General features: G+C 55.6%; 21 protein-coding genes and 2 pseudogenes. 18 read left to right on the top strand and 5 right to left on the bottom strand.

Annotated elements, in window-relative coordinates:
* Window positions 1–383: 383 nt before the first annotated feature.
* From ACW9UQ_RS10135 to ACW9UQ_RS10080, 12 genes and pseudogenes are all read left to right on the top strand, one after another.
* Window positions 384–977, top strand: a complete 594-nt coding sequence (locus ACW9UQ_RS10135; protein ID WP_458930901.1) for a hypothetical protein — start codon at window positions 384–386, stop codon at window positions 975–977.
* Window positions 978–1,493: 516 nt separating this feature from the next.
* Entirely contained in the window at window positions 1,494–1,994 is a 501-nt protein-coding gene (locus ACW9UQ_RS10130; protein WP_458930900.1) for a hypothetical protein, read from the top strand.
* 165 nt (window positions 1,995–2,159) lie between these two features.
* A pseudogene (locus ACW9UQ_RS10125) lies at window positions 2,160–2,336 on the top strand (RHS repeat-associated core domain-containing protein); the annotation flags it as partial.
* 51 nt (window positions 2,337–2,387) lie between these two features.
* Complete coding sequence (locus tag ACW9UQ_RS10120; RefSeq protein WP_458930899.1) at window positions 2,388–3,479, top strand: polymorphic toxin-type HINT domain-containing protein; 1,092 nt, start codon at window positions 2,388–2,390, stop codon at window positions 3,477–3,479.
* Between the two features lie 96 nt (window positions 3,480–3,575).
* The gene (locus ACW9UQ_RS10115; RefSeq protein WP_458930898.1) at window positions 3,576–3,887 is read left to right on the top strand and encodes a hypothetical protein; all 312 of its coding nucleotides are present in this window, start codon (window positions 3,576–3,578) and stop codon (window positions 3,885–3,887) included.
* 100 nt (window positions 3,888–3,987) lie between these two features.
* Window positions 3,988–5,088, top strand: a complete 1,101-nt coding sequence (locus ACW9UQ_RS10110; RefSeq protein WP_458930897.1) for an RHS repeat-associated core domain-containing protein — start codon at window positions 3,988–3,990, stop codon at window positions 5,086–5,088.
* A gap of 366 nt (window positions 5,089–5,454) precedes the next feature.
* Window positions 5,455–5,720, top strand: a pseudogene (locus ACW9UQ_RS10105) (integrase core domain-containing protein); the annotation flags it as partial.
* 75 nt (window positions 5,721–5,795) lie between these two features.
* A complete protein-coding gene (locus tag ACW9UQ_RS10100) occupies window positions 5,796–6,608 on the top strand; it encodes an ABC transporter substrate-binding protein (protein WP_458930903.1) in 813 nt (270 codons plus the stop codon).
* Window positions 6,584–7,576: an ABC transporter permease gene (locus ACW9UQ_RS10095; RefSeq protein ID WP_458930896.1), complete on the top strand. Its 993-nt coding sequence runs from the start codon at window positions 6,584–6,586 to the stop codon at window positions 7,574–7,576. The genes ACW9UQ_RS10100 and ACW9UQ_RS10095 overlap by 25 nt, the downstream gene beginning before the upstream one ends.
* Window positions 7,573–8,409, top strand: a complete 837-nt coding sequence (locus tag ACW9UQ_RS10090) for an ABC transporter permease (protein ID WP_458930895.1) — start codon at window positions 7,573–7,575, stop codon at window positions 8,407–8,409. Before ACW9UQ_RS10095 ends, ACW9UQ_RS10090 begins: the two co-directional genes overlap by 4 nt.
* Entirely contained in the window at window positions 8,406–9,176 is a 771-nt protein-coding gene (locus tag ACW9UQ_RS10085) for an ATP-binding cassette domain-containing protein (protein WP_458930894.1), read from the top strand. The genes ACW9UQ_RS10090 and ACW9UQ_RS10085 overlap by 4 nt, the downstream gene beginning before the upstream one ends.
* A gap of 21 nt (window positions 9,177–9,197) precedes the next feature.
* Window positions 9,198–9,836, top strand: coding sequence for an ATP-binding cassette domain-containing protein (locus ACW9UQ_RS10080; RefSeq protein ID WP_458930902.1), 639 nt, complete (start codon window positions 9,198–9,200; stop codon window positions 9,834–9,836).
* Between the two features lie 68 nt (window positions 9,837–9,904).
* Here the strand turns inward: ACW9UQ_RS10080 and ACW9UQ_RS10075 are convergent, their stop codons facing one another.
* From ACW9UQ_RS10075 to ACW9UQ_RS10055, 5 genes are read right to left on the bottom strand one after another with little or no spacing between them, the layout of a single operon-like run.
* Window positions 9,905–11,431 (bottom strand): indolepyruvate oxidoreductase subunit beta family protein, encoded by a 1,527-nt coding sequence (locus ACW9UQ_RS10075; protein WP_458930893.1) that lies wholly within the window; start codon window positions 11,429–11,431, stop codon window positions 9,905–9,907.
* Window positions 11,428–13,578 carry a thiamine pyrophosphate-dependent enzyme gene (locus ACW9UQ_RS10070; protein ID WP_458930892.1) on the bottom strand — a complete coding sequence of 717 codons (2,151 nt, stop codon included), beginning with the start codon at window positions 13,576–13,578 and terminating at the stop codon, window positions 11,428–11,430. Before ACW9UQ_RS10070 ends, ACW9UQ_RS10075 begins: the two co-directional genes overlap by 4 nt.
* 24 nt (window positions 13,579–13,602) lie before the next feature.
* Window positions 13,603–14,070, bottom strand: coding sequence for a MarR family winged helix-turn-helix transcriptional regulator (locus tag ACW9UQ_RS10065; protein ID WP_458930891.1), 468 nt, complete (start codon window positions 14,068–14,070; stop codon window positions 13,603–13,605).
* Window positions 14,067–15,617 carry a phytoene desaturase family protein gene (locus ACW9UQ_RS10060; protein WP_458930890.1) on the bottom strand — a complete coding sequence of 517 codons (1,551 nt, stop codon included), beginning with the start codon at window positions 15,615–15,617 and terminating at the stop codon, window positions 14,067–14,069. The genes ACW9UQ_RS10065 and ACW9UQ_RS10060 overlap by 4 nt, the downstream gene beginning before the upstream one ends.
* A gap of 6 nt (window positions 15,618–15,623) precedes the next feature.
* Window positions 15,624–16,415, bottom strand: coding sequence for a cyclase family protein (locus tag ACW9UQ_RS10055; protein ID WP_458930889.1), 792 nt, complete (start codon window positions 16,413–16,415; stop codon window positions 15,624–15,626).
* A 106-nt stretch (window positions 16,416–16,521) separates the two neighbouring features.
* Here ACW9UQ_RS10055 and ACW9UQ_RS10050 point away from each other — a divergent pair, with 106 nt between their 5' ends.
* From ACW9UQ_RS10050 to ACW9UQ_RS10025, 6 genes are read left to right on the top strand one after another with little or no spacing between them, the layout of a single operon-like run.
* A complete protein-coding gene (locus tag ACW9UQ_RS10050) occupies window positions 16,522–18,084 on the top strand; it encodes a phytoene desaturase family protein (protein WP_458930888.1) in 1,563 nt (520 codons plus the stop codon).
* An 18-nt stretch (window positions 18,085–18,102) separates the two neighbouring features.
* Window positions 18,103–19,629 (top strand): ABC transporter substrate-binding protein, encoded by a 1,527-nt coding sequence (locus ACW9UQ_RS10045; RefSeq protein WP_458930887.1) that lies wholly within the window; start codon window positions 18,103–18,105, stop codon window positions 19,627–19,629.
* 37 nt (window positions 19,630–19,666) lie between these two features.
* A complete protein-coding gene (locus ACW9UQ_RS10040) occupies window positions 19,667–20,674 on the top strand; it encodes an ABC transporter permease (protein WP_458930886.1) in 1,008 nt (335 codons plus the stop codon).
* Window positions 20,667–21,518 carry an ABC transporter permease gene (locus ACW9UQ_RS10035; RefSeq protein ID WP_458930885.1) on the top strand — a complete coding sequence of 284 codons (852 nt, stop codon included), beginning with the start codon at window positions 20,667–20,669 and terminating at the stop codon, window positions 21,516–21,518. Before ACW9UQ_RS10040 ends, ACW9UQ_RS10035 begins: the two co-directional genes overlap by 8 nt.
* Complete coding sequence (locus ACW9UQ_RS10030; RefSeq protein ID WP_458930884.1) at window positions 21,515–22,378, top strand: ABC transporter ATP-binding protein; 864 nt, start codon at window positions 21,515–21,517, stop codon at window positions 22,376–22,378. Before ACW9UQ_RS10035 ends, ACW9UQ_RS10030 begins: the two co-directional genes overlap by 4 nt.
* Window positions 22,375–23,178, top strand: coding sequence for an ABC transporter ATP-binding protein (locus ACW9UQ_RS10025; protein WP_458930883.1), 804 nt, complete (start codon window positions 22,375–22,377; stop codon window positions 23,176–23,178). Before ACW9UQ_RS10030 ends, ACW9UQ_RS10025 begins: the two co-directional genes overlap by 4 nt.
* The last annotated feature ends 28 nt before the right edge of the window (window positions 23,179–23,206 follow it).

Here is a 23,206-nt window from a genome sequence, read left to right as displayed (position 1 = left end):
ACGCTTGAGCAATTTGAGGGCTCCGCGCCCGGCGCGCTTGCCCAAAACGAAACCAACGAATATGAAAACCAGACCCGCAGACTCTCGTTATGAATGAGGGAGCCTCGGGGGGCAGGTCAGGGGCAGGTCAGTCTTGATCCAAGTCAGGTAGAATACGCACGAAACCTCAATCGTACCTTTGGAGCGAAGTTTGGCGGGTTTGGCGTATTTGACGCATCAGGCGGCTTTGGAAGTGTACATTCGGAAGTTAAAACTTTAAACTATGCAGATAAGAACAAGATGTCGCCTGTTGCTATGATTTCTTCGCAAAAGTTCTGCTATCATTGCAAACGGCGTATTGAGCAAAGCGGTGGTACTATCGCACACCCACATGGAGCAGTTTGGTGGTAGATATAGAAGACTCTAGCTATGATATTGTTTTTGATTATATAGAGAAGAGTAGTAGTCAGTCGAATCCACAAAAATGGAGATCGGTGTTACGGATCAGTCTGTTTTTTAGTTTATTTTTGATGGAGTACATCGGTAGGAATAAAATCAATGATAAAGACAGTTTGAAAATATTCTTTAAGAAATTTATCGGTGAAACGGATGGATTGGATTATAAATTCAATAAATTTGGTTTAGAGCACTATTTTCACGAGCTTGATAATATGATCGCTGGCCCTGATGAACTTGATAAATTTTGGGCAGACTTCTATTCTCAAGACTCTCTACTTCTTTTCAATACTTTGGCCAGATTTGAATTCGGTGAAGCTTCCTTCGATGAGCTATATACAGAGTGTCAAGCAAGTTACGCAAAAGCTCAGCACAAAAATTTTGTCTCTGGCGTTTTGTTTCAGGATCTATTTGACGTCGAAAGCTTGGAAAATTTCTTAGATGGAGACGCAGAGCACTTTGAGAAAAGTCTATCTGACCTTGCAGCAAGAATATATGGACAGAGGGGATTTTTTAATTTACAAAGCATATATTATAGATAGGTTTTATATCTAGTGGAATATAATATATTTGATGATATGTGACTTTTAGATATAAACTACAAAAAGCAACAAGTTGGGCCTAAATCAGTGCGCTCGCTTGATACATCCGGTTAACGATGACAATGAAACCTGACGGGTTTGCGAAAGAAATACTGAAGCGTGGGCGATTTCACGACTTTATCACGTTTTGGGAACATATCGAGCCGATGTATACGTCAGAGATGGGAAAATAGAGTACATTCTCACGAATAAGATGGGTGTAAACTCCTTCTTCGCTGGGAGGCCACTTAGAGAACACTTGGGACTTGAGGGGGTTCCAGACTTGTTACCGAATGCGGATGGCACCCGTCGAGCGTTCGGAAATTACTATCAGATTTTTTATATCTATGAAGCTGCTGATACTGTTTCCGAGTCTAGATCTGATAATGATAGTGGGCGAGGTCGCGGCAGAGGAGGGAGACCTTCCAGTGACTTATACGTGTGTAACTATGGTTGCTCATCAGGGGGTCTATATTGATGAAATCTTCTTGTGTATTTTTATATAAATTTTTTGAAATCAAGGAAAGTTTTGATTTAATTTATTCTGTATTTAATGGGATTAAGTGTAAAAAATTAAATTATTCAAAATATATACTACTTATAGGTGGCCTATTTTTGACTGCATCCTGCAGGGGGGAGATCTCGGATGATTTTTTTGGGACGTACGCATTGACCACAGAAGGATGTCATCATATTTTAATACTCAACAAGGACAGAACATATACACATAAGTACACCGAAAGATCCATAGGAAAAGAATATACCAGAAGCGGTAGCTACTCGTTTTCTCATAAAGCTGCCGACCATAGGATAGTTTTAAGTGGATTCTCATTTCATCCACTAAGTGCAGGGTGCGGTGTGCCGTACAACTCAGACGAAAAATTTACTTCCTCCGCGCCAATTCTTTCTGTATCAATATTTGGAAAAAGATCGATTGTATTTGATTATGATAGCGGTGTGATTTTTGATATGAAGTAGAGGCTCTTGGTACATTCGCTGCGACCCATCCTATCATCGGCTGGTACTGAAGTGGTACCCGAAAACCGGATAGTTGGCTAAAGTGTATTACAAGCCTTTAAGGGCTAGGAGCCCCGCGCCTCGCAACAAGACTGGACCTGGCAAGCCGCCGTCGCAACGGAAGAAAAAGCCTTCATCGGCGAACGCTACGACGAAGAAGCGGGGCTCAGCTACCTCAACGCCAGATACTACGATCCGGCGCTAGGACGCTTCATCCAACCCGACTGGTGGGAGGTCACAGAACCCGGCGTCGGCACCAATCGCTACGCCTACTCCTTCAACGATCCCATAAACCTCGCCGATCCAAACGGTCATAGTGCGGTTGGTCAGGCACTGAGTGCGGTCGGCAACGCTTTGAAGAGTTTTGGGACTTGGCTGGCCGATACCTTCCTCGGATTGCCGGATGTTGGGGGCGGGGCCGCAGGTTCTCAAAACGCATCAGAAAGCGTCGGCGTCGGCATTGAGATGCTGGGGTACGGGGCAACACTCTCGACCGGCATCGATGCAATAAATGGCGCAACTAACAACGCAATGCATGACCTTGACAAAGCAGTTGAGATCACAAGTGGTGCGGCCAAGGAAAGAGCTAGGCGAATCAGAGAGACTGGGCGAACCATGCTTGAAGATGGAAGGATTATAAAGGTTGTAGGTGAAACGATATTTCTTCATGGAGCAGGGCGAGTTCCTACCAAGATTATTGACAAGGTCACCGCACGCAAGTTGATTGCAAACGGCTGTTCATTCCACGGTTCCACCCTCGTGCTGACAAAAGATGGCTATCAAGCGATCACCGGGATCGAGGCGGTCGATACCATGGTCTGGGCCAAGGACGAGTTGACCGGCCAGATGGGCTGGAAGACTGTCACGACCATCATGCAGAACGCCTACGATCACGCGGTCTATATCACCATCCGCGATGTGGAGACCGGCGATGAACAGACCCTCATCGCCAACAAGATCCACCCATTCTTTGTGCAGACCGCGCCAGCTTCCGGGCCGCAGGAGGCCGCTGCGACACAGTCCAGCGAAGGCCATGTCTACAAGGGCCCGATCCCCAACGGTGCGTGGATCGACTCCGGCGACCTGAAACCCGGCCACCGCCTGCTGAACCCGGATAACACCTGGGCCGAGGTCGTCTCTGTCGAGATGCGCGACGAGGCACTGACGGCCTATAACCTGAGTGTGGACGGATTCCACACCTACTTTGTTGCCGGGGACGAAGATGCTGACGCGGTTTGGGTGCACAATAGCGATTGTCTGGGCAAGAGTTGGCGGCCCCGCGATCCATCAAATTCAATTAACTGGAACGGTTGCGAAAAATGCGCAGCACAAATTCAAAAGCACTTAGGAGGCGGCGAGATAGTTTCAATTACACCAATTGATGGTGCGCCAACACTTGGGGATATCGAGGACCCAACCCAGGTTGGGCTTATCATAAGGTTGTAGTGAAGGACGGGCGAGTGTACGATGCTTTTACTGGTCATCGGGGAGAAAGCATTGATACCTTCAAGTCTCAATTTGAGTACCCGGAGGCCATAAATTTTGGTTTCTGAGGCAGCTGCAAAACTTAGCTCTTTCTTAGGAAAAATTAAACGATACCCAAATATGTTTTTTTTGGGAGGCTCTTATCTATCTGCATGTAACTTTCTTGTCGGCATGGATTACATGTCAGAGCGGCCGTTTTTAAGTGGTTTTGATGGCTGGCTGAGATGTAAATTGGGTTCAAAATCAACACGACATTGGGCTTATATTATTGAACAATACGCCAATGAAAACAAAATGAATTCATATTCTGAAAAGATTGACTTCTTGCTTGAAATGGTTGAGGAATATATTGACTCACCGCACGAATAATTTCATTTATTACTATTGATAATTAGATGCCGACGGCACCCGCCTAAAGAAGATTGTTGACGACAATACCGGCCTGCCGAAAGAAACGCTCTATGTCGGTGTGGTGGAGGTCCGCAACTACGGCACCGCCCAGCAATCTGTGGTGCGGCACCTCCATGACGACGTCCGCGAGGTCGACGGCGTGCGCAGCTGGCTGCACCGCGATCACCTTGCTTCCGTCCGCTTCATCACCGGCGAGGACGGCCTCAAAGCCCGCCGCTCCGACTTCACCGCCTACGGCACCCCCCAACAAGACTGGATCTGGCAAGCCGCCGTCGCAACAGAAGAAAAAGGCTTCATCGGAGAGCGCTACGACGAAGAAGCGGGCCTCAGCTACCTGAATGCGCGGTACTACGACCCGGCCTTGGGCCGGTTCATCCAGCCCGACTGGTGGGAGGTCACAGAACCCGGCGTCGGCACCAATCGCTACGCCTACTCCTTCAACGATCCGGTGAACTTGAGCGATCCCAATGGGCATCAGGCGCGGCCGGGCTGGGTTGAAAGAAACGTTCTGGAACCAGCATATTATGGCCTGATTGGTGCACTAGAATATGTTCAACCAAGCCACGACTGGGAATCAAGAGATGCCATAAAAGATCACCCAGCCTCATCTTTTATTCCAGGTATGGATATTGCAAAGTCTATTGAAGAAGGTGCCCCGGCGGCTGAAATTGGCATTAATGCGGCTCTAGAAGCTGCCGGACCGATTGCCGATGCCCTTAAGATTGGCTCTAGAATCGTTCGCAGCGCTCCGGACTTGCCGGGGGGAAGCAATGCTCGGACAAGCGGAGGAACTGCTAACTCTTTCGCAGGTACGCAACTTAATCGCGAATTACTTTTGGATGAGGTCGTAGATCACGCATTTGAAAAACATGTATTGCAACAAGGTGAGTTTGCTGGGCTCGGAATACGCACGCGCGCGCAGTTTAGAGATCACATCAATAGTGTTCTAGAAAACCCGAGCGAAATCCGATACTATAGAGATGGGAGAGCTGCATATCTTCAAGAGTCGACGGGCACGATCGTAATAAGAAATCCAAACGGCTCCGGTCAGAGTACTGCTCATGGCTTTGAAACTCGGATTGGCCATAAACCTGAAGAAGTCGGATCAATAGGGGAAGAGTTGTGCGAGCTTCTCAACGCTGAGGGCATCTCTGAGTAGCCATAGTTCGGCATTAAGTTTAAGAGATTGCTACTGACGAAGGCAGAAGGTGGCTGCTAATGACAATGCCAGCCTGCCGAAAGAGACGCTCTATGTCGGTGTGGTGGAGGTCCGCAACTGCGGCACCGCCCAGCAATCCGTGGTGCGGCACCTGCAGGACGACGTCCGCGAGGTCGATGGCGTGCGCAGTTGGCTGCACCGCGATCACCTTGCCTCCGTCCGCTTCATCACCGGCGAGGACGGCCTCAAAGCCCGCCGCTCCGACTTCACCGCCTACGGCGCCCCCCAACAAGACTGGACCTGGCAAGCCGCCGTCGCAACAGAAGAAAAAGGCTTCATCGGCGAACGCTACGACGAAGAAGCCGGGCTATCTGCGAGCGCTTCCACAAGACGATCTTGCAGGAGTTCTACCAGGTCGCGTTCCGAAAGAAGCTCTACGACAGCATCGACGCGCTGCAGGCCGATCTGGATGAATGGCTGCACCATTACAACCACGAGCGCACGCATCAGGGCAAAATGTGTTGCGGCAGAACACCCATCGAAACTATGATCCCCTCTCGGCAGATTGCTTTGCAATCGCCTGCCGGGCAGTGGACGGGAAAGAAATCTGGCAGGAAAAGTTCGTGAACTGAACTTCACCTGACAGACGCCGCCAGAAAAACGGACAACTGTCAGATCACATCTGAACCACTACAGATTATCCGCCGATAGCCGCCGCCCCTGTCTTTGCATCAACACCCAACCTGAACCTTGCCCTTGGAGCGCCATCCACAGGCGGATTTGTCGGCTTCATGGATGTGACCAACGGCGTGTTTGAGGACATTGCCGTCCGCAAGGCTGTCATGCTTGCCATAAACTATGACGAACTGGCCAATGCTGTGTTCCACGGGGCAAAGACTCCGGCCACAAGCCTTTATAACAACCGCTTTCCCTATGCGCTTGAAAACTACCGCTATGATGTGGAGGACGCCAATAAGCTTCTTGATGAGGCAGGCTGGGTTCGCGATGGGAACACCCGGACAAAGGATGGTGAAACGCTTTCGGTCACCATGTTGATCTACCCGCAGCAGCCGGATCTTGTGCCGCTCAGCAATGCTGTGCAGTCCTATCTGAAAGAGATCGGTGTGGTTTCCGAGATTGTCTCGGTCGACAATGTGCGAGAGACGGCCTTGAATGATCTGGTCGAATGGGATCTGGCGCTGTCTGGCACCGGCACGGCCACGGTCGGCTCTGTCAGCGGTTTCTTAAATCGGTTTGTCGCCTGCGATGGGGACCGGAATTATGGCAGCTATTGCAACGAGACTGTGCAAGAGTTGATCGAGAAGCTGGACGTCACCGTGGATGAAGACATGCGTTATGAGATGCTGCGCGAGATTCAGCGGATTTTGGTTGAAGACGATCCCTACGCTTTCAACCTTACCATCCTAATTGAGCGGGCTTTGGTAAGCGATGCTTGGTCTGATTACGTGCCAGCAATGGCATGGAACCATATCAAATGGGATACGGCACCGAACCCGTGAAGACATCAACATCAAACCGGCGCGGCGGCCTTATGGTGGCCGCGCTTTTGCGCTGCGGACAAGCGGTGCTGACAGCCCTGGCAGCATGTGTGCTTGTCTGGGCGCTGATGCCGCTTGCGCCGGGTGACCCTGCTGAGAGGGTGCTTTTGGCGCGGGGCGTCAATGATCCAACGATGGCCGAGATTGAAGCCGCGCGCGAAGAGCTTGGGTTGAATGCGTCGCTGCCGGTGCAGTTTGTGAACTGGCTGGGCGGTGCCATCCAGGGCGATCTGGGTCAGAGTTTCACCAGTCAGGCCCCCGTGGCGCAGGAAATAAAGGAGCGTCTGCCCGCTACACTTATGCTGCTGGGCCTCGCGCTTTTGGTTTCGGTGACACTGTCGCTGATATTAGCCCTTGTTGCAGCGTCCTATCGGGATCGATGGCCGGACCACCTGATCCGGCTTTACACGCAAATCGGTGCGGCCCTGCCGACCTTTGTCTTTGCTCTGCTTGCCCTCAGCTTTGTGGTGGTCGGCTTCCAGATGGGCAAGGTATTGACCGATGTCAGTTGGTCCTCTGCCCTGATCCCGGCCTTCATCATCGGACTTGATCGCGCAGCCAGTTGGACGCAACTGCTGCGCACCGGCCTGCTGGAGGCAATGGCCAGCGGTTATGCTGAGGTTGCCCGCGCGCGCGGCGCGTCCGAGCGGCGCATCCTTATGCGCCACGCTTTGCCTAACGCGCTGTTGCCGTTTCTGACAGCGATAGGGGTCAGTGTCGGCGCACTTATCGGGGGTGCGCCCTTGATCGAGGCGATTTTCACCTGGCCCGGCCTTGGTGCTTACCTGCTGGAGGCGCTTTCGGCCCGGAACTATCCGGTGATCCAGGCCTATGTGCTGATTGCCGCGCTGTCCTACGTGACAGCGGCCCTTTTGATCGACCTTGTTGCCATCGCGCTGGACCCTCGGCTGCGGGGGCAAGGCGCATGACACCTGAACGAAGACTTTTTGTAAGGCTCTGGCGGCATCGTGCGGGCAAAGCCGGGATGATCCTTGGCGCAGTGCTGATAACCTTCGCCATTCTTGGCTGTTTCTGGACCCCCCATGCCCCAGACATCCCCAGTTATGCCAATGCCCTGAAAGCACCAAGCCTGACGCACCCCTTCGGAACCGATGCAACGGGGCGCGATTTACTGAGCCGGGTGATGGAAGGCGCGCATCGCTCTATCGGGGCCGCGATTTTGGTGCTGGGGGCGGTGGTTCTTATCGGCCTTCTGGTGGGGACACTGGCCGGTCTTGCCGGTGGGGTGATCGACATGGTGCTGATGCGGATCGCCGACATTGCCATGACCCTGCCGGGGCTGGTGCTTGCATTCGCTGTGCTGGGTCTGCTTGGACCGGGCTTTATGAACCTGCTTATCGCCCTTATCATTGCTGACTGGGCCTGGTACGCAAGACTGGCGCGGTCGCTTTCCCTGAATGCTGGTCAAAAACCCCATGTTATTGCCGCACGAATGGCAAGCATCCCGCGCTGGCGGATCATCTGGGGTCACATCCTGCCGGGGGTAGCACTGCAGGTTGGTATTGTGGCCTCACTTGCCTTGGGCGGGATGATTGGCGCGATCTCTGGCTTTTCATTCCTTGGGCTGGGTGTGCAACCGCCGCGGGCCGAATGGGGCGCGCTGTTGGCAGAATCCCGGCTCTATTTCTCTCTTGCGCCATGGTTGCTGATCGTACCGGCCGGGATGATCTTTCTCTCTGTTCTGTCGGCCAATCTGCTTGGCAATGCCTTGCGCGATATTGCGAACCCGGAGGACGGATGACGGACCCTGTTCTGATTTGCACAGATATGACCGTGGCCTACCCGGGCGGCCATCGGCAGGTGGAAAACCTGTCGTTTTCTGTCGCGCCGGGTGAGTGCTTTGCCCTGGTTGGCAGCTCGGGCGCGGGGAAATCTACTGTCGCGAAAGCACTGGTAGGGCTGCATCGCAACGCCACGCGGGTAAGTGGATCCCTGGTTTTGCAGGGGCGGGAAATGATCGGGGCAAGCCGCGCAGCCTGGCGCAGCGTACGCGGGCAGGACATCGGCTTTGTGGCGCAAAACCCATGGGCCAGCTGTGATCCCCTGCGCCCGGTGCGCGACCATGTGGCCGAAGCCTGGCGGATCCATGGCCTGCCCGTGACCTGGCAGGATGTTGCGCGCCGGTTGGAGGGGTTTGACGTGGCAAATGCAACAGACCGGATGACCCAGCATCCACATACTTGGAGCGGAGGTATGTTACAGCGTGCCTCAATCGCTGCGGCAGGTGCGCTGGCACCGCCCCTGTTGATTGCAGATGAACCGACCAGCGCGTTGGACGCCGACCGGGCCGAAGCGGTGCTAAAGGCTTTGCGATCCCTGGGCGCGGCAGTGGTTTTGATCAGTCACGACATTGGACTGGTGTTGCGCAATGCAGACCGGGTGGGGGTGCTTCATCGCGGATTTTTGGTGGAAACGGGCCGCCCCGACACGTTAAGCATGGCCCCCGCGCATGACGAAACCCGGCGGCTGCTTTCGGCGCTTGAACCCCTGCCGCCGCGCGTCCGGTAGGAAGGCGAGTCGCTTCTAAGACTGAACGGGGCGACCGCGCATTACAATCGGGGGCATGTCCAGGCACTGAGTGCCACAGATCTGGAAATCAATGCGGGTCAGATTGTGGGTGTGCAGGGCCCATCGGGCTGTGGCAAATCCACATTGCTGCGCCTTGCCATGGGGATCGAGCAGCCCACTAGCGGCACGATCTGGCAAGCCGAAGCGCTGCAACAGAAGGGCGCAATCCTGCCTGTTTTTCAGGACCCTGTAGGCAGTCTTGTCCCTCATTGGCCTGTCTGGCGTTCCGTTGCAGAGCCGTTAACCACCACCGGGATCAACCGAACCCAGCGCCGCGCAGCAGTTGAGGCCGCGTTCAAAGCCCTTGGCCTTGAGAAAATCGACCCCGAGGCTCGCCCCGCAGAGCTATCAATCGGCCAGTGTCAACGCGTTGCCATCGCCCGTGCCACAATGGCCCATCCTGCACTGATCGTCGCCGATGAACCCACCAGCGCGCTTGACAGCCCGTCGACCTGGCTGGTCAGCAAGCTGTTGCGTGATGCGGCAGAACGGGGAACAGCGGTTCTGATCGTGAGCCATGACAGCGCATTTCTGCAGCGCATCGCGGATAAGGTGATCAACCTGGAAGCCGAGAATAGCGGAATGGCAAAGCATCGCTAGGCTGGCGGGTTCTTTTTTCTGACCCGCCAAACGCTTTGAAACAGGAACCCAAATGAGCTTTTGTGCCTCTATACGAAACTCTGAATGGTCTTGATCGCACCATCGAGTTCTGTGCCGTTCTCATCTCTTAGCGCGGCTTCTCGCAAACGGTCTATCCAATCGGCTGCATCTGGACGGTCTGAGACCAGCTTTGAAGCCTCCATCACCTTTGAAAACTTGGAAAGGCCGCGGGCATGTGTGTCAGAGTATCCCTTGATCAGTCTGCGGCATTTCAGCAGCTCCACCGAAGCCGGGGCGTTGGACCGCGCCAAATCCAGGCATGCGCTCTGCCATTCATTCAAATGCGCTTGTTCCATCGCATGGCGAAGGCTGCGCCGCCGTGTGCGCCTTAGTGACCCAAGAAAATAGAGCAGCACGAAACCTGATAACCTGTGGGTTCTGATGCGACGCCCTTTGTTCAGGCGGCGGTCGATCCATGCAGACAGTTTGGGGCGGTTTTCAATCGCGCGGCCCAATGAGGCAGGCAGCAGCGAGATTATCTCTTCGCCGCGGGGATGAAAAAACTCCGTCAATCGCACGGGGTTATCGCCGGGCTTCATCTCGTCCGAGATACGGGCGAAACGGGACTTGCGCGTTTTTCTGTCGGCAACGCGGATGATGTCATCATAGCACATGGCATTCGCAATGTGCTTTGCGGCGGCCTCCTGCAAGGCCACGTCAGTGGGGTGAAGGTCGTAAAATTGCCGAACGCGATCAAGATATTCTTGGCCGTAGGACAGGTCCTGATAGTCAACGACCTTTTGCAAACCAAGGCGCACCATCTCAGGGTTCGCAAATGTGCTGGCCTGGCTCTCAATTTCGGTCCAGCTGCGTAGCAGTTTCGATGGCCCCGTCATCCGGCCAGAGGGTTTGGCCATGCTGACATTGTCTTGCGGTTCGTCAGTGTCTGCGGATTTTGCACGCATGAACGCGGCCTCAAACGCCTTAAGGCTTTGCGTGACGCCCTTGCCCGATGCGCGGATCGCGTCTTCGAATGCTTCGCGTGGGAAGGGCAGGGAACCGGATGCTGCCAGCGCACCGAACAGCGCTGACGAGATAACGGAACCATTGTCGGTAGCCAAACGATCCATGTCGAACATGATCAACTGGTCCGACATAAGTTTCGCGGCCTCCTGCACCTCCTGCGAGGATGCAATGCCATCGCCAGGCACCATTTTCTCGGATACGGCCAATGCGCGATGGGTCGAGGCAATCAATGTCGTCCGATCTGGCGTCACAAAGCCGCGCATGATGGCGCGACCGGCCTCCATCATCTCGGCTGCGATCATGATATCGACATCGCCTGCGGTGGGCGCGAGCGAAAAGACCGGGGATGCGTCCCCGCTTGGGGCCATCTCGATATAGTAAATCGTCGCGCCGGTGCGCTGTGCCACGCCAGCGACAGATGTTGCCTGGGCGCTATAGCCCTGCGCGCGCGCAACGCTTTCGATCCAGTTGGTCAACACACCGCCGCCCTGACCGCCAACAGCCAGAATGGCAAGCTTTATGACGGTCTGCAGCTTTTCGTCAGGGGTGCGGGGCGCCAAACTGTTCATTGTGCAGCCTCATCAAAACTAAGCCGCCGGGCAGCGCGCCGATTTTGAAGCCAGTGAATCACAGCCGTCGATTTTTTTGTCCACCACCGCTCAAACCTGCCGGGATTATGCACCACATCCGCTCGATAAAAGCTGGGGCACAGGATCGCGGCATCGGCGACCTCACCGCAATTGCCGCAGCCCACACAGCTTTGATCAATGCTGGCAACAGGATCGTCGCGCAGCGGGTCGTTCAGGTGCTTGACTGAAAGCGAAGGACATCCCGACAGGCGAATACAGGCATGATCCCCTGTGCAGATATCCTCGTCCACACCGAAGCGTGGCACCTCCATCCGCTGCCCATCTTTGATCGCTTTGGCCCGTAGCGGTTTTTCGCGGCGCTGGCGGTTCAGCATACATTCAGAAGACGCCACAATGACCTTTGGCCCGTCATAGTCTGTCGTCAGCGCCTCAATAAAGGTCGCGCGCATCTTTCCCACATCATAGGTGTGGTCAATATGGCGGATCCATTTGACCCCGGCTCCTTCCAGCGCCTTGGTGATCGGATTGTTCGTTGACTTGGTCGGATTGTCCGCGCGGCTTGAAAGGATATCCTGCCCGCCGGTTGCTGCAGAATAGTAGTTGTCCACGATTACAGCAACACTGTCCGATCGGTTGAACACCATATTGCCGATGGAGGACGACAACCCGTTATGCCAGAAGCCACCATCGCCAATGATGGAGATCGCGCGCTTTTCCCCGCCCCCGTCAAAGGCTGCGTTGGAGGCAGGACCCAGCCCATACCCCATCGTTGCGCCGCCAATTTCAAAAGGCGGCAGAGAGGCGAATAAGTGACAGCCGATATCCGCGCTGATCTGATGCGTTCCCAGTTTTTCCTGCGCCAGTTTCAGGCCGGCGAAGATGGGGCGTTCGGGGCAACCGGTGCAAAAGCCAGGGGGGCGTATCGGCACCGTTTTGCTCAGGTCCGGGATATCTGGTGGTGATTGGTTGGGCGCGCGCATCTTCCCCGGAAGCAATCCGGGCGCATTCAGGCGCAGGAATTCCGTGATGCTGTCAAACATCACCTGCCCGGTATACTCGCCCGCCATCGGAAACACGTCTTTTCCGTGCAGTTTTGTTCGGATTTCGGAGCGGAGCAGGATCGTTGAAAGACCTTGCTCTATGAACTCCGGCTGGCCCTCTTCGACCATAAGGATCGCCTTTTTGCCGGTGGCAAAGCGGATCACTTCCTCATCCACCAAGGGATAGGTCACGTTCAGGCAATAAAGGGGAATCTCGGTATTGCCATAGATATCCGCCAGACCCAGCCGCTGCAGAGCGCGGATGACGCCGTTATACATTCCGCCCTGGCAGATAATGCCAATCTCACCATTTTCCGGGCCAAAGAATTCGTTCAGTCCCTTGTCCATGATGTGCTGAACCGCATTGGGCCAACGATTGTTCACTTTGTCCTGCTCATGCGCAAAGGACATGGGCGGCAAAACAACCCGGTTCCAATCCTTCTGTGGGTTGCTCAGCGCGTCGCGCACGGTCAGGTCAGGCCGCTGGTTGTCCGAGCATTCGAAACTGCCCGTCACATGGCAGCAGCGGATGCGGACCATCAGCATCACGGGCGTATTTGACGCTTCGGACAGCTCAAAACTGTCGCCAACGGATTTGACGATTGAGGGCAGATTGGGGCGTGGGTCCATCAGCCAGAACTGCGATTTCATGGCAAATGCATGGCTGCGCTCCTGCATGATGGAGGAGCCTTCGCCGTAATCCTCGCCCACAATCACGATGGCCCCGCCTGTCACACCGGACGAGGAAAGGTTGGCCAGAGCATCGGAGGCAACATTTACCCCGACCGCACCTTTGAATGTCACCGCACCCCGAATGGGATAGTGCACGGATGCGGCCAACATCGCCGCCGCGGCCGCCTCAGAGGCATTTGCCTCAAAGCGGACGTCCAACTCGCCCAACAGGTCCTGCGCGTCGGCCAGAACGTCCATCAAATGCGAAATTGGCGCACCCTGATAGCCGCCGACATAGCCAACGCCATTTTCCAACAGCGCTTTGGTAAGGGCCAGAATCCCTTCGCCTGTGAATGTCTCACCCGCACCTGCGCGCAGGTGTTCAACTTCGGTCTTGAATGATCGTTCTGCCATCGGGTGCCTTGCGGGGTGCCTCTTTTAGAAATTGTGGACGCGGATGTTCTTTAGGATTTTTTGAAGTGTGGCGGTGAACGCGCGCCGCTCGCTTTCGGGGATGTCCTTGAACATCTCGGCGTAGAACTCGGCCATGCGGGGCCAAAGCTCCTCGAACAAGCTCCGGCCTGCCGGGGTGATGAAGATACGTGTAGCGCGCGCATCATCGGGGTCAGGTTCGCGCAAGGCGAGGCCATCTTTGGTAAGCCCGTCCAGCGCGCGCGTCAGCGTTGAATGTTCGACCACGGCATAAACGGCAAGCTCGCCGATCAGGATGCCATCAACCATCGCCAACACCGCAAGAGACCGGATTTTGGGCGTCGTCAGCCCATGCCGCATCATCTCTGCGCGCAAGGACGCGTTATAGCGGCCCATGATGCGGTTCATCAGGTAGGGCGCGAAGTTATCGAGACCGATTTCACCCAGCCGTTGTTGTGTTGTTGCGTCGCTCATCCGCCCAACCTCTTGGCCACATTATACCCAGAGCCACCGCCAAGCCCCGGCCCGGGATGTGTGGACGCCCCAATGTGATAGAGTTTCTTAATGGAAGTCGCCCCATTGCGGGAGGTCGCAAACGGACGAAATGTGAAGAACTGGTCGATACCGCAATGCCCGCCATACGGGTCGCCGCCAACAAGATTTATGTTGAGGTTTTCCAGGTCCGCCGGGGAAAAAGCGCGGCGGTGCAGTTTGATTTTTTCAAAGTTCTTTATGTGCCGGGCCAAAATCGCCTCTATTCGATCAGCGAACGCCTCCCGTGTTGCTTCACTCCATCTGTCGCCTTTGATCTGGCCTGACGCATCCCCTTTGATAGTGCGTGGCGCGTCGGGGATTTGCAGCCACAAGATGGCCTTGCCGTCCGGGCAGCGCGATGGGTCAAGGCGATGCGGTTGTCCGACACAGATGGTTGGTGTTGCGGGCAACATGCCCCGCTCGGCCTCATTGGCGGATTTTGACACGGCATCAATTCCGTCCGTCAGATGGATCAGCGCAACATCGTCCAGCCCGTCGGTTTGCCATTCAGGCATCGCATCCAAGGCATAGTGCAGCTGAAAATTGCCGCGCCCATGCCGGAAAGCCTGAGCTTCGGGGTGTTCCGGCGCATTGGGCAGCAACCGGCCATAGAGTTGGGACGGCGCAACTGATGCAAGGATGTTGCTTGCCCGGATTGTCTGCCCATCGGTCAGTTTGACGCCCTGGGCTGTCCCGTTTTCAACAATAATCTCGCACACATCCGCGCCCGTGCGGATTTCGCCACCATTGGCTTCGATCAACTTACGGAATGCGTTAACAGCCTGACCCGCGCCGCCCTTTACGACTGGCGCACCGGCTGCTTCGAGCGCAAAGGCAATCACCTTGCCCATCTGCGCTGAATAGGTGCTTTCAGGCGTCAGGCCGGTGTGCAAAACCCATGGTGCCCAAAGCGCCTGAAGATCGGCGCTGTTATAAGAGGTTTCCAACCACGCGCGGGCCGGTTGCAGGGCATCGCCGATCCACGCCTTCAGGCCATTCAGGCCACGCTTTCGCATCTGGGAAAACATCAGACGGGCGGTGCGCCAGGTCCACAGCTCGTTGCCAAGCAGCGCAAAAAGAAACTCGCTATCCGCTTCGATCGCGCCAACGTCTTTGCCGTGCTGGTCGCCGTCGCCCTCGGACAGCGCGTCAAAGGCTGCAACATTGGTGACGCGGTCCATGGTCAACATGCAGGACTGGCCACCCGGGCGCAGCACGGCGGTTGGGCGGGGCGTATGGCAGAACTTAAGACCCTGCTTTTCCAGATCGCCCGCCAATTCTGCATAGGCGGGCGATGTCATAAACAGAACAAAAGTTGCAGCCATTACGTCATGGTGGAACCCGGGCAGGGTGATCTGGTCGGTAAACATACAGCCGCCAAGGCGGTCTTCACGCTCCAACACGATCACTCTATGTCCCTTGCGCGACAGCAATGCCGCCGCGACAAGCGAATTGATGCCGGACCCTATGATGACGTGATCTGCCACCAAGGCTTAGCCTTTCGGAACCAAGGCCAATGCGCGAATAGGCGAGCCTGTGCCGCGTTCGATCTTAAGCGGTGCGGCAATCAGGATCGCGCCTTTTGCGGGCAGCTTGTCCAGATTGGCCAGCGATGCCAGGCCAAAGCAATTGTCACGATGCAGCAGGTTGTGCGCGGGGTAGGGCGGTTCCATCCCTCCGGCCTGACCGGCATCGGTTCCGATACACTGGCTGCCCCAGCCAACGATCTTTTTGGACAACAGATACTCGACGCAATCCGGGGTTGGTCCGGGGCTATGCGGCCCTGCTTCATCAGCGTTCAGGAACTTAGCCTCGTCATTTGCACGCTTGTCCCAATCGGTGCGCATGACGACCCATTCACCAGCGTTGATCTCCCCATGTTCGGCTTCCCACGCCTTCACATGATCGGCGGTCAGCAGAAAATCCTCATTCTCAGCACTTTCTTTTGAGCAGTCGATGACATTCACCGGCGCAACCAGTCGGTTGACATCCAAGGTGTCCGTGAAGCCATCCTCGTAATCCTTGCCGGTGATCCAGTGATGTGGCGCATCGAAATGCGTGCCCGAATGCTCGCCCAGAATCATCCAGTTCCATGCAAAGAACGGCCCGTCCTGATCGTATTCGCTGATCTTGTGAATCTCGACCTTTGGCGTGTTCTTGGCGAAATCCTCTGGCAGCTGAAGAATGGGTGTGTTGGGACCCAGCACCCCCGAGCAATCAACAACCTCGACGGAACCGGTGGCCAACATTTGCCCTAAATCAGTCAGTGCGTTTTGCGCGTTCATCTTATCCTCCCTGCGATGACGAAACTCAGATTCTATGACCTGTATTCGATTCATTGCTAGACATATATATTTTCATTTGCAAACAATAACCATCAGGGAGGTTCGGATGGACCCTACGGTAGACGCGATCATTATCGGGTCAGGTGTAAACAGTCTTGCGTGTGCGATGGTGCTTCAGCGCAAGGGCTGGCGTGTGTCCATTTATGAGCAGGCGTCGGAGATTGGCGGGGCTGTCAAAACCGGTGCATATACCGCGCAAGGCTTCAAGCATGACTGGGCTGCGATGAATCTGTCGCTGTTCGCAGGCTCTCCGTTTTTTAAAGAGTTTGGTGATGAGCTTACCTCAGCAGGTCTGTCTTTTGTGCCCGCGACCAAGTGCTTTGCAAGTGCGTTCAAGGATGGGCATTGGCTGGGAATTACGACGGATGCAGATGAAAACCACCGCAACATCTCTGCATTTGCAACAAATGACGGCGACGCCTGGGCCGAGATAAGCGCGGATTTTCCAAGACAGGCAGAGCATATTTTCGCGGTACTTGGCGGGCCCTTCAAATTTCGGCCGATGGTTAGAACGCTTTGGCGTATTTACCGTCAACAGGGATTGGCTGGCGTTCTTGATCTGGCACGATTTATGTCCAGCGCACCGCGGGCGTGGCTGGATGAGCAGTTTGATCACCCTCAGATCAAGGCAACGCTGGCAGCGTGGGGCATGCATCTGGATTTTGCCCCCGACATCGCGGGCGGCGCTATATTTCCCTATCTGGAGGCGATGGCGAACCAGAGTTTCGGCATGGTCATCGGCGAGGGCGGTGCGGATACGGTCACCAAAGCCATGGCGAAATGCATCACGGATGCAGGCGGCACGATCACAAGCGATACGCGCGTTGAATGCGTTCTGATCGAAGAGGGCCAGGCGAAAGGTGTGACGCTTGCGAATGGTGACACGGTCCGGGCGCAGCGTGCTGTGATTGCGAATGTTGCGCCGCGCGGGTTGGCTGCTTTGATCGGGGAGGAAAAGCCTGACTATCGCGCCAAGCTGAACAAGTTCCGCCACGCGCCTGGAACCATGATGATCCACCTCGCGATGGAGGATTTGCCGAACTGGCAAGCCGACGAAGCCTTACGCGACTTCGCCTATGTCCATTTGGCCGAGGACATGGATCAGATGGCACGCACCTACGCGCAGGCGCAGGCAGGTCTGCTGCCCGACGCGCCGGTTATTGTCGTGGGTCAGCCAACTGCGATTGATCCCAGTCGTGCGCCTGAGGGAAAGCATATCCTTTGGCTACAGGTTCGCATGGTGCCAGGTACTATCAAAGGGGATGCGTCAGGCCTAATCAATACATGTGATTGGCAATCTGCTGCGGACCCGATGGCGGAACGCGCGCTGGATATCCTGGAAAGCTATGCCCCCGGCACGCGCGACAAGATCATCGAAAGAAAGATCGTGACCCCAGATATGCTGGAGGCGGACAACCCCAACCTTGTGGGCGGCGACCAGATTTGCGGGTCACATCACCTTTCCCAGCATTTCTTGTTTCGCCCGTTACGGGGCCACTCTGACGGCACGACCCCGATCAAGAACCTTTTCCACACCGGCGCTGCTGTATGGCCTGGCGCGGGAACGGGTGTGGGTGCGGGATATCTGCTTGGACAAAAAATAACCTAATAATCAGGGAGGACTACAATGACGACTATAACAAAACGAAGTCTGCTAAAGCTCAGCACTGCCGCCGTCACCGTGGCTGCAATCGGAATGCCGGCTTTGGCGGCTGAGATTGATGAACTGGTCATCGCCAATAACGTCAATCTTCCCAGCTGGGACCCAACCATTGGCCTTTCGGCTGTGAACCCGACACTGCAAGGTATGTATCAATCGGTGTTCGATCTGTTCATTGCGCAGGATACCGATCTGGCGCAGGTGCCGGGCATCATCACCGAATGGGGCTGGAACGACGACAAAAGCCAAGTCTTCATGAAAGTCCGCGAAGGGGTGAAGTGGCATGATGGCAGCGACCTCACGCCCGAAGATGTCGTTTGGAGCCTTGAAACTGCCGCCGATCCAGAGGGCGGCAACCCGATTCAGTTTGTCTGGTCGACCATCGGCAACTTCAAGATCGACGGCCAGATGATCACGGCGGATGTGCTACGGTTTGAGCCGACGATTTTCAAATGGATGTCGTTCCTGACCGGCTATGTCCGCCCTAAAGCCTATATTGAAAAAGTAGGCGAGGACGGCTTCGAAGCTGCACCGATCGGCTCGGGCCCGTATATGGTCGACAAATATGAGCGCAACGCCTTTGTGCGCCTGAAAGCGTTTCCGGACTATTGGGGGCCAAAGCCGGAATTCGAAAGCGTGACGATCAAATTCGTTACGGATGCGGCCGCCCGCGTCGCGGAGGTGGAATCCGGCAATGCCCATGTGACGCTGGAGATACCCTACGAAGAATTTGATCGCCTGAAGGACGGCAAGTTGCAGGGCGTTGCGCATCCGGTCTCGGACATCGGGATGATCTTCTTTAATGACATCGAAGCGATGACAGATCCAAACGTGCGCAAGGCTGCTGTGATGGCTGTGGACAAACAGGCCATCGTTGACCGCCTGTTGTCCGGCTATGGCGTTCCGATCGATACGCTGCAAACCCCGGAATACTCTGCCTATGATGCGTCGATTACAACGCCTTATGATCCCGAAGGGGCCAAGGCCATGTTGGCGAAGTCAGGGTATAGCCCGGAAAACCCGGTCAAATTCAAGATCCAGACAACGCGCGGTTTCAAGCCAAAGGACTACGAGATCATTCAGGCGATTGTTGGCCTGTGGCGCCGCGTCGGTATCGAGGCTGAGATCGAAGTCTACGAAGTAGCCAAGCACTACGAATTGCGTGCAACGGACACGTTGGCCCCTGCCGCTTTCTATAACTGGGGTAACTCCATCGGTGATCCAACCACATCTACGGGGTTTGCGATGTTCGGGCCGTCCCCACACTCTGTCTGGGATGGCGAGGATCTGACCGCGATGATTGGCCCCTTGTGGGGCGAGGCGGATGAGGCCAAGCGGATTGAAGGCTGGAAAGCCGTTGACCGCAAGATTGCCGATGACGCGTTGGTTTTGCCTTTGATGCAATATGTGCAGCCGATCCTGCACGCGCCCGGGGTAAAGGTAACGCCGCACTCCTCAGGCGCATTGCTGCCACATCTTATGACCCGCAACTAAGCAATGACGGGGCAGCGTTGCGCTGCCCCGATCCATCATGTCAGCCAGAGCTTTTCTCGCCCGCCTATTGTCCATGATCGTCACCCTGTTCGGGGTGGCCGTCATTGTGTTTTTCGTGATCCGGGTCGTGCCGGGCAATCCTATCGCTATGATGCTGCCCCCAGGCGCCGGGGAAGAGGATATCGCAAGGCTCAAGGCGCTTTATGGTTTTGACAAATCCTTGCCCGAGCAGTTTTTCATCTGGCTGGGCGGTGTCGTTCAGGGGGATTTCGGAACGTCCATCACCACCCGGCAACCTGTTCTGTCGCTGGTACTGGGGCGACTGCCCGCAACGATAGAGCTGGCCGTTCTGGCACTGGTGATTGCGATTGTCATAGGCGGCATCCTGGCGCTAACCGGAACGCGCCATCGCGGCACCAAGGTTGAGGGAGCGATTGACGTAACAAACGGTATGTCGCTGTCAGTCCCGGATTTTCTTTGGGGGTTGTTCTTTATCCTTATCTTCGGCGTGCTTTGGCCCATTTTCCACATCTCTGGCCGGGTGTCGCCAGCGCTTGATCTGCCCTTCGCAACGAATTTCTATCTGGTGGAAAGCATCCTGAGACTGCGGTTTGACATTATGGCTGACCTTATAAGCCATATGTTCATGCCCGCGCTGGCGCTTGCCATTCCCCTGGCGGCCATCATCGCGCAGTTGCTGAAACAATCGCTGAAAGAAACCATGCATCTCGATTACGTCACCTTGGCCCGCACCCATGGCTACAGTGAAAACCATGTCATTCTGCGCGAGGCCTTGCCGAATGCGATCCTGCCCACACTCACACTGGTCGGGGTGCAGTTTACATTCCTGATCGGCGGAACGGTCATCATCGAACGGCTGTTCAGCTATGAGGGATTGGGCAATATGGCAATCGACGCGGTTATCAATCGTGATCTTCCGCTGATCCAGGGGATCGTCATTCTGTTCGCGCTGATGTTCACCATGGTCAATCTGATCGTTGATCTGACCTATGCATTGCTAAACCCGAGGCTGCGCCATGGTTGACGCACGCGCCAGCATCAAACGGCCCGTAGGTGCACGGCTTTGGCTGTCAGGCGGATGGCTGATCTTGCTGGTCCTGGCCGCAATATTTGCGCCACTTATCGCACCCCATGACCCATTGGCGCAGGATCTGTTTCTTGGCCGCATGCCGCCATTTTGGGAAACAGGGGCTGAGCCAGGCTATGTGCTGGGAACGGATTCTCTGGGCCGCGATGTTCTAAGCCGACTGTTATTCGGGGCCCGCATCGCCCTGCTGGTCGCTTTGATTGCAGGAACGCTGACTTGTCTTTTGGGCACAACCCTTGGTCTGATTGCCGGCTACTATCGCGGCTGGGCTGATCTGGTGATTTCGCGGTTCATTGACATTTGGATGGCCTTTCCCCCCGTCTTGTTCTCGATCCTTCTAATTGCCGTGATGGGTACCGGCCTGACCTCCATTATCATTGCCATTGTTGTCATCGACTGGACCCGCTTTGCCCGCGTTATCCGCGCCGAAGCGATGACGCAGGGGGCGATGGATTATGTCGCCTCAGCCCAGGTGGCGGGGCGCAAACGGTTCGGAACCATGATCTTTGAAATTCTGCCGAATGTGTTGCCGACAATGGTTGTGCTGCTGACATTGGAAATGGGCATCGCTGTTATCATCGAAGCGATCCTGTCATTTGTTAACCTTTCAATCTCGACCGACGATCCGACCTGGGGGTCGATGATCGCCGAAGGCCGCACCTCCATTCATCAGGCGTGGTGGGTACTGGTGTTTCCCCTGATTGGCCTTTTCCTGACGGTGCTTAGCTTCAGCCAGTTGGGCGAAGGGCTTAAAGACTACTACGATCCGGTGCTTCGATGAGCTTTCTGAAGATTGAAAATCTAAGCGCTGCGGTCGGCCCGGTCCCCATCCTGCGAAACGTGAGCCTTAACGTTGCCCCCGGTGAAGTGCGCGGGCTGGTTGGGGAAAGCGGTGCCGGGAAAAGCATGATCGGCAAGGCCATTCTGGGCACATTGCCAAACGCGATCAAGGTCAATGGAGGGCGTATCCTGCTAGAGGGTGAGGACCTTCTGGCGATGCCAATGGCACAACGGCGGCGCTTAATCGGGCAAAAGGCCGCGCTGATACCGCAAGATCCTTTGACGGCTTTGAACCCGGTGCGCAGGATCGGCCCCCAGATCACCAGGCGATTGGTGAATATTCTTGGCTGGAAAAAACCCAAAGCCGAGGCGCGCGCGCTGGAATTGCTGAACGAGGTCCACATCCCCGACCCGGCCCGCGTGATGCGCAGCTATCCCCACGAACTATCCGGCGGCATGCGGCAACGCGTTCTGATCGCATCGGCCTTTGCCGCTGAGCCAAAGCTGATCATCGCGGATGAGCCAACGACGGCACTGGATGTCACCGTGCAAAAGCAAATCCTGAAGCTGATCAAGAACATGCAGGAGCAGCACGGCACCGCATTGCTGTTTGTAACCCATGATCTGGGCGTGGTCGCAAAGGTCTGCCAAAGTATGACCGTGCTGTTTGGTGGCAAAGTTTTGGAGGACGCGCGCACAGCGGACTTCTTTGAGCATCCCGCGCATCCTTATGCCGCCGCTTTGCTGGCGGCGACCCCGAAATACACCGCCCCCGATGGCAGTCTGACCCCGGTGCCCGATCACATCATTCAGGATCTACAAGCGATGCTTGCAGCCGAAGACCGGGCGGATAAGCGATGACGCCTCTTTATCAGATAAGCGATCTGCGTCTGTCATTTCCTGACATGGCCCGCAAACCTTTGCTGGGGGCCGCACCCGAGATTGAAATTCTGAAAGGCCTGACCTTCGACATAGGTCGCGGCGAGGTTTTGGGCATTGTCGGCGGCTCTGGCTCGGGTAAGTCAACCCTGGGCCGCGCGCTCGTGCGACTGCTCGAGCCGTCCAGCGGAACGATCCGGTTCGATGGGGTGGATATCACCCATCTGCCGGAAACCAGCCTGCGCCCGTTGCGCAAAAGGTTCCAGATGATCTTTCAGGATCCGATGTCATCGCTAAATCCCCGGCAAACTGTCGGCCAGATCATTGCAGGCCCGCTCAAGCTGCATGGGTTTGACAACGTGCCGGACAGGGTTGGGCAGGCCCTTGAGCATGTTGGTTTACCGCAAGCCTTCCGGCATCGTTATCCGCATGAACTATCGGGGGGGCAGCGTCAGCGTGTAGGCATCGGTCGCGCCATCGCAACTGAACCTGAATTTATTCTGGCAGATGAGATCGTATCTGGCCTTGATGTTTCATCGCAGGCGCAAATCCTGACGCTACTGGAACGTCTGGTGGCAGAGCTTGGGCTGACCCTTGCATTCGTCAGCCATGATTTATCGGTGATCCGGCGTTTGTGCACACGCACCCTGGTGCTGCACCATGGCGAAATCGTCGAGCATCGCGCCACCAAATCCCTGTTTGATCAGCCTGAGGCCGGGTATACAAGAACGCTTCTGAATGCGATCCCCTTGCCCGAGCTGCAGCAAGACTGGCTCGCATGACTCCCTGAGTTTAGGGTCTTCTGGGGGA

The organism is Halovulum sp. GXIMD14793, assembly GCF_054457435.1.
The sequence above is the reverse complement of the archived record's forward strand: the minus strand, read 5'-3'. Positions and strand labels throughout refer to the sequence as shown.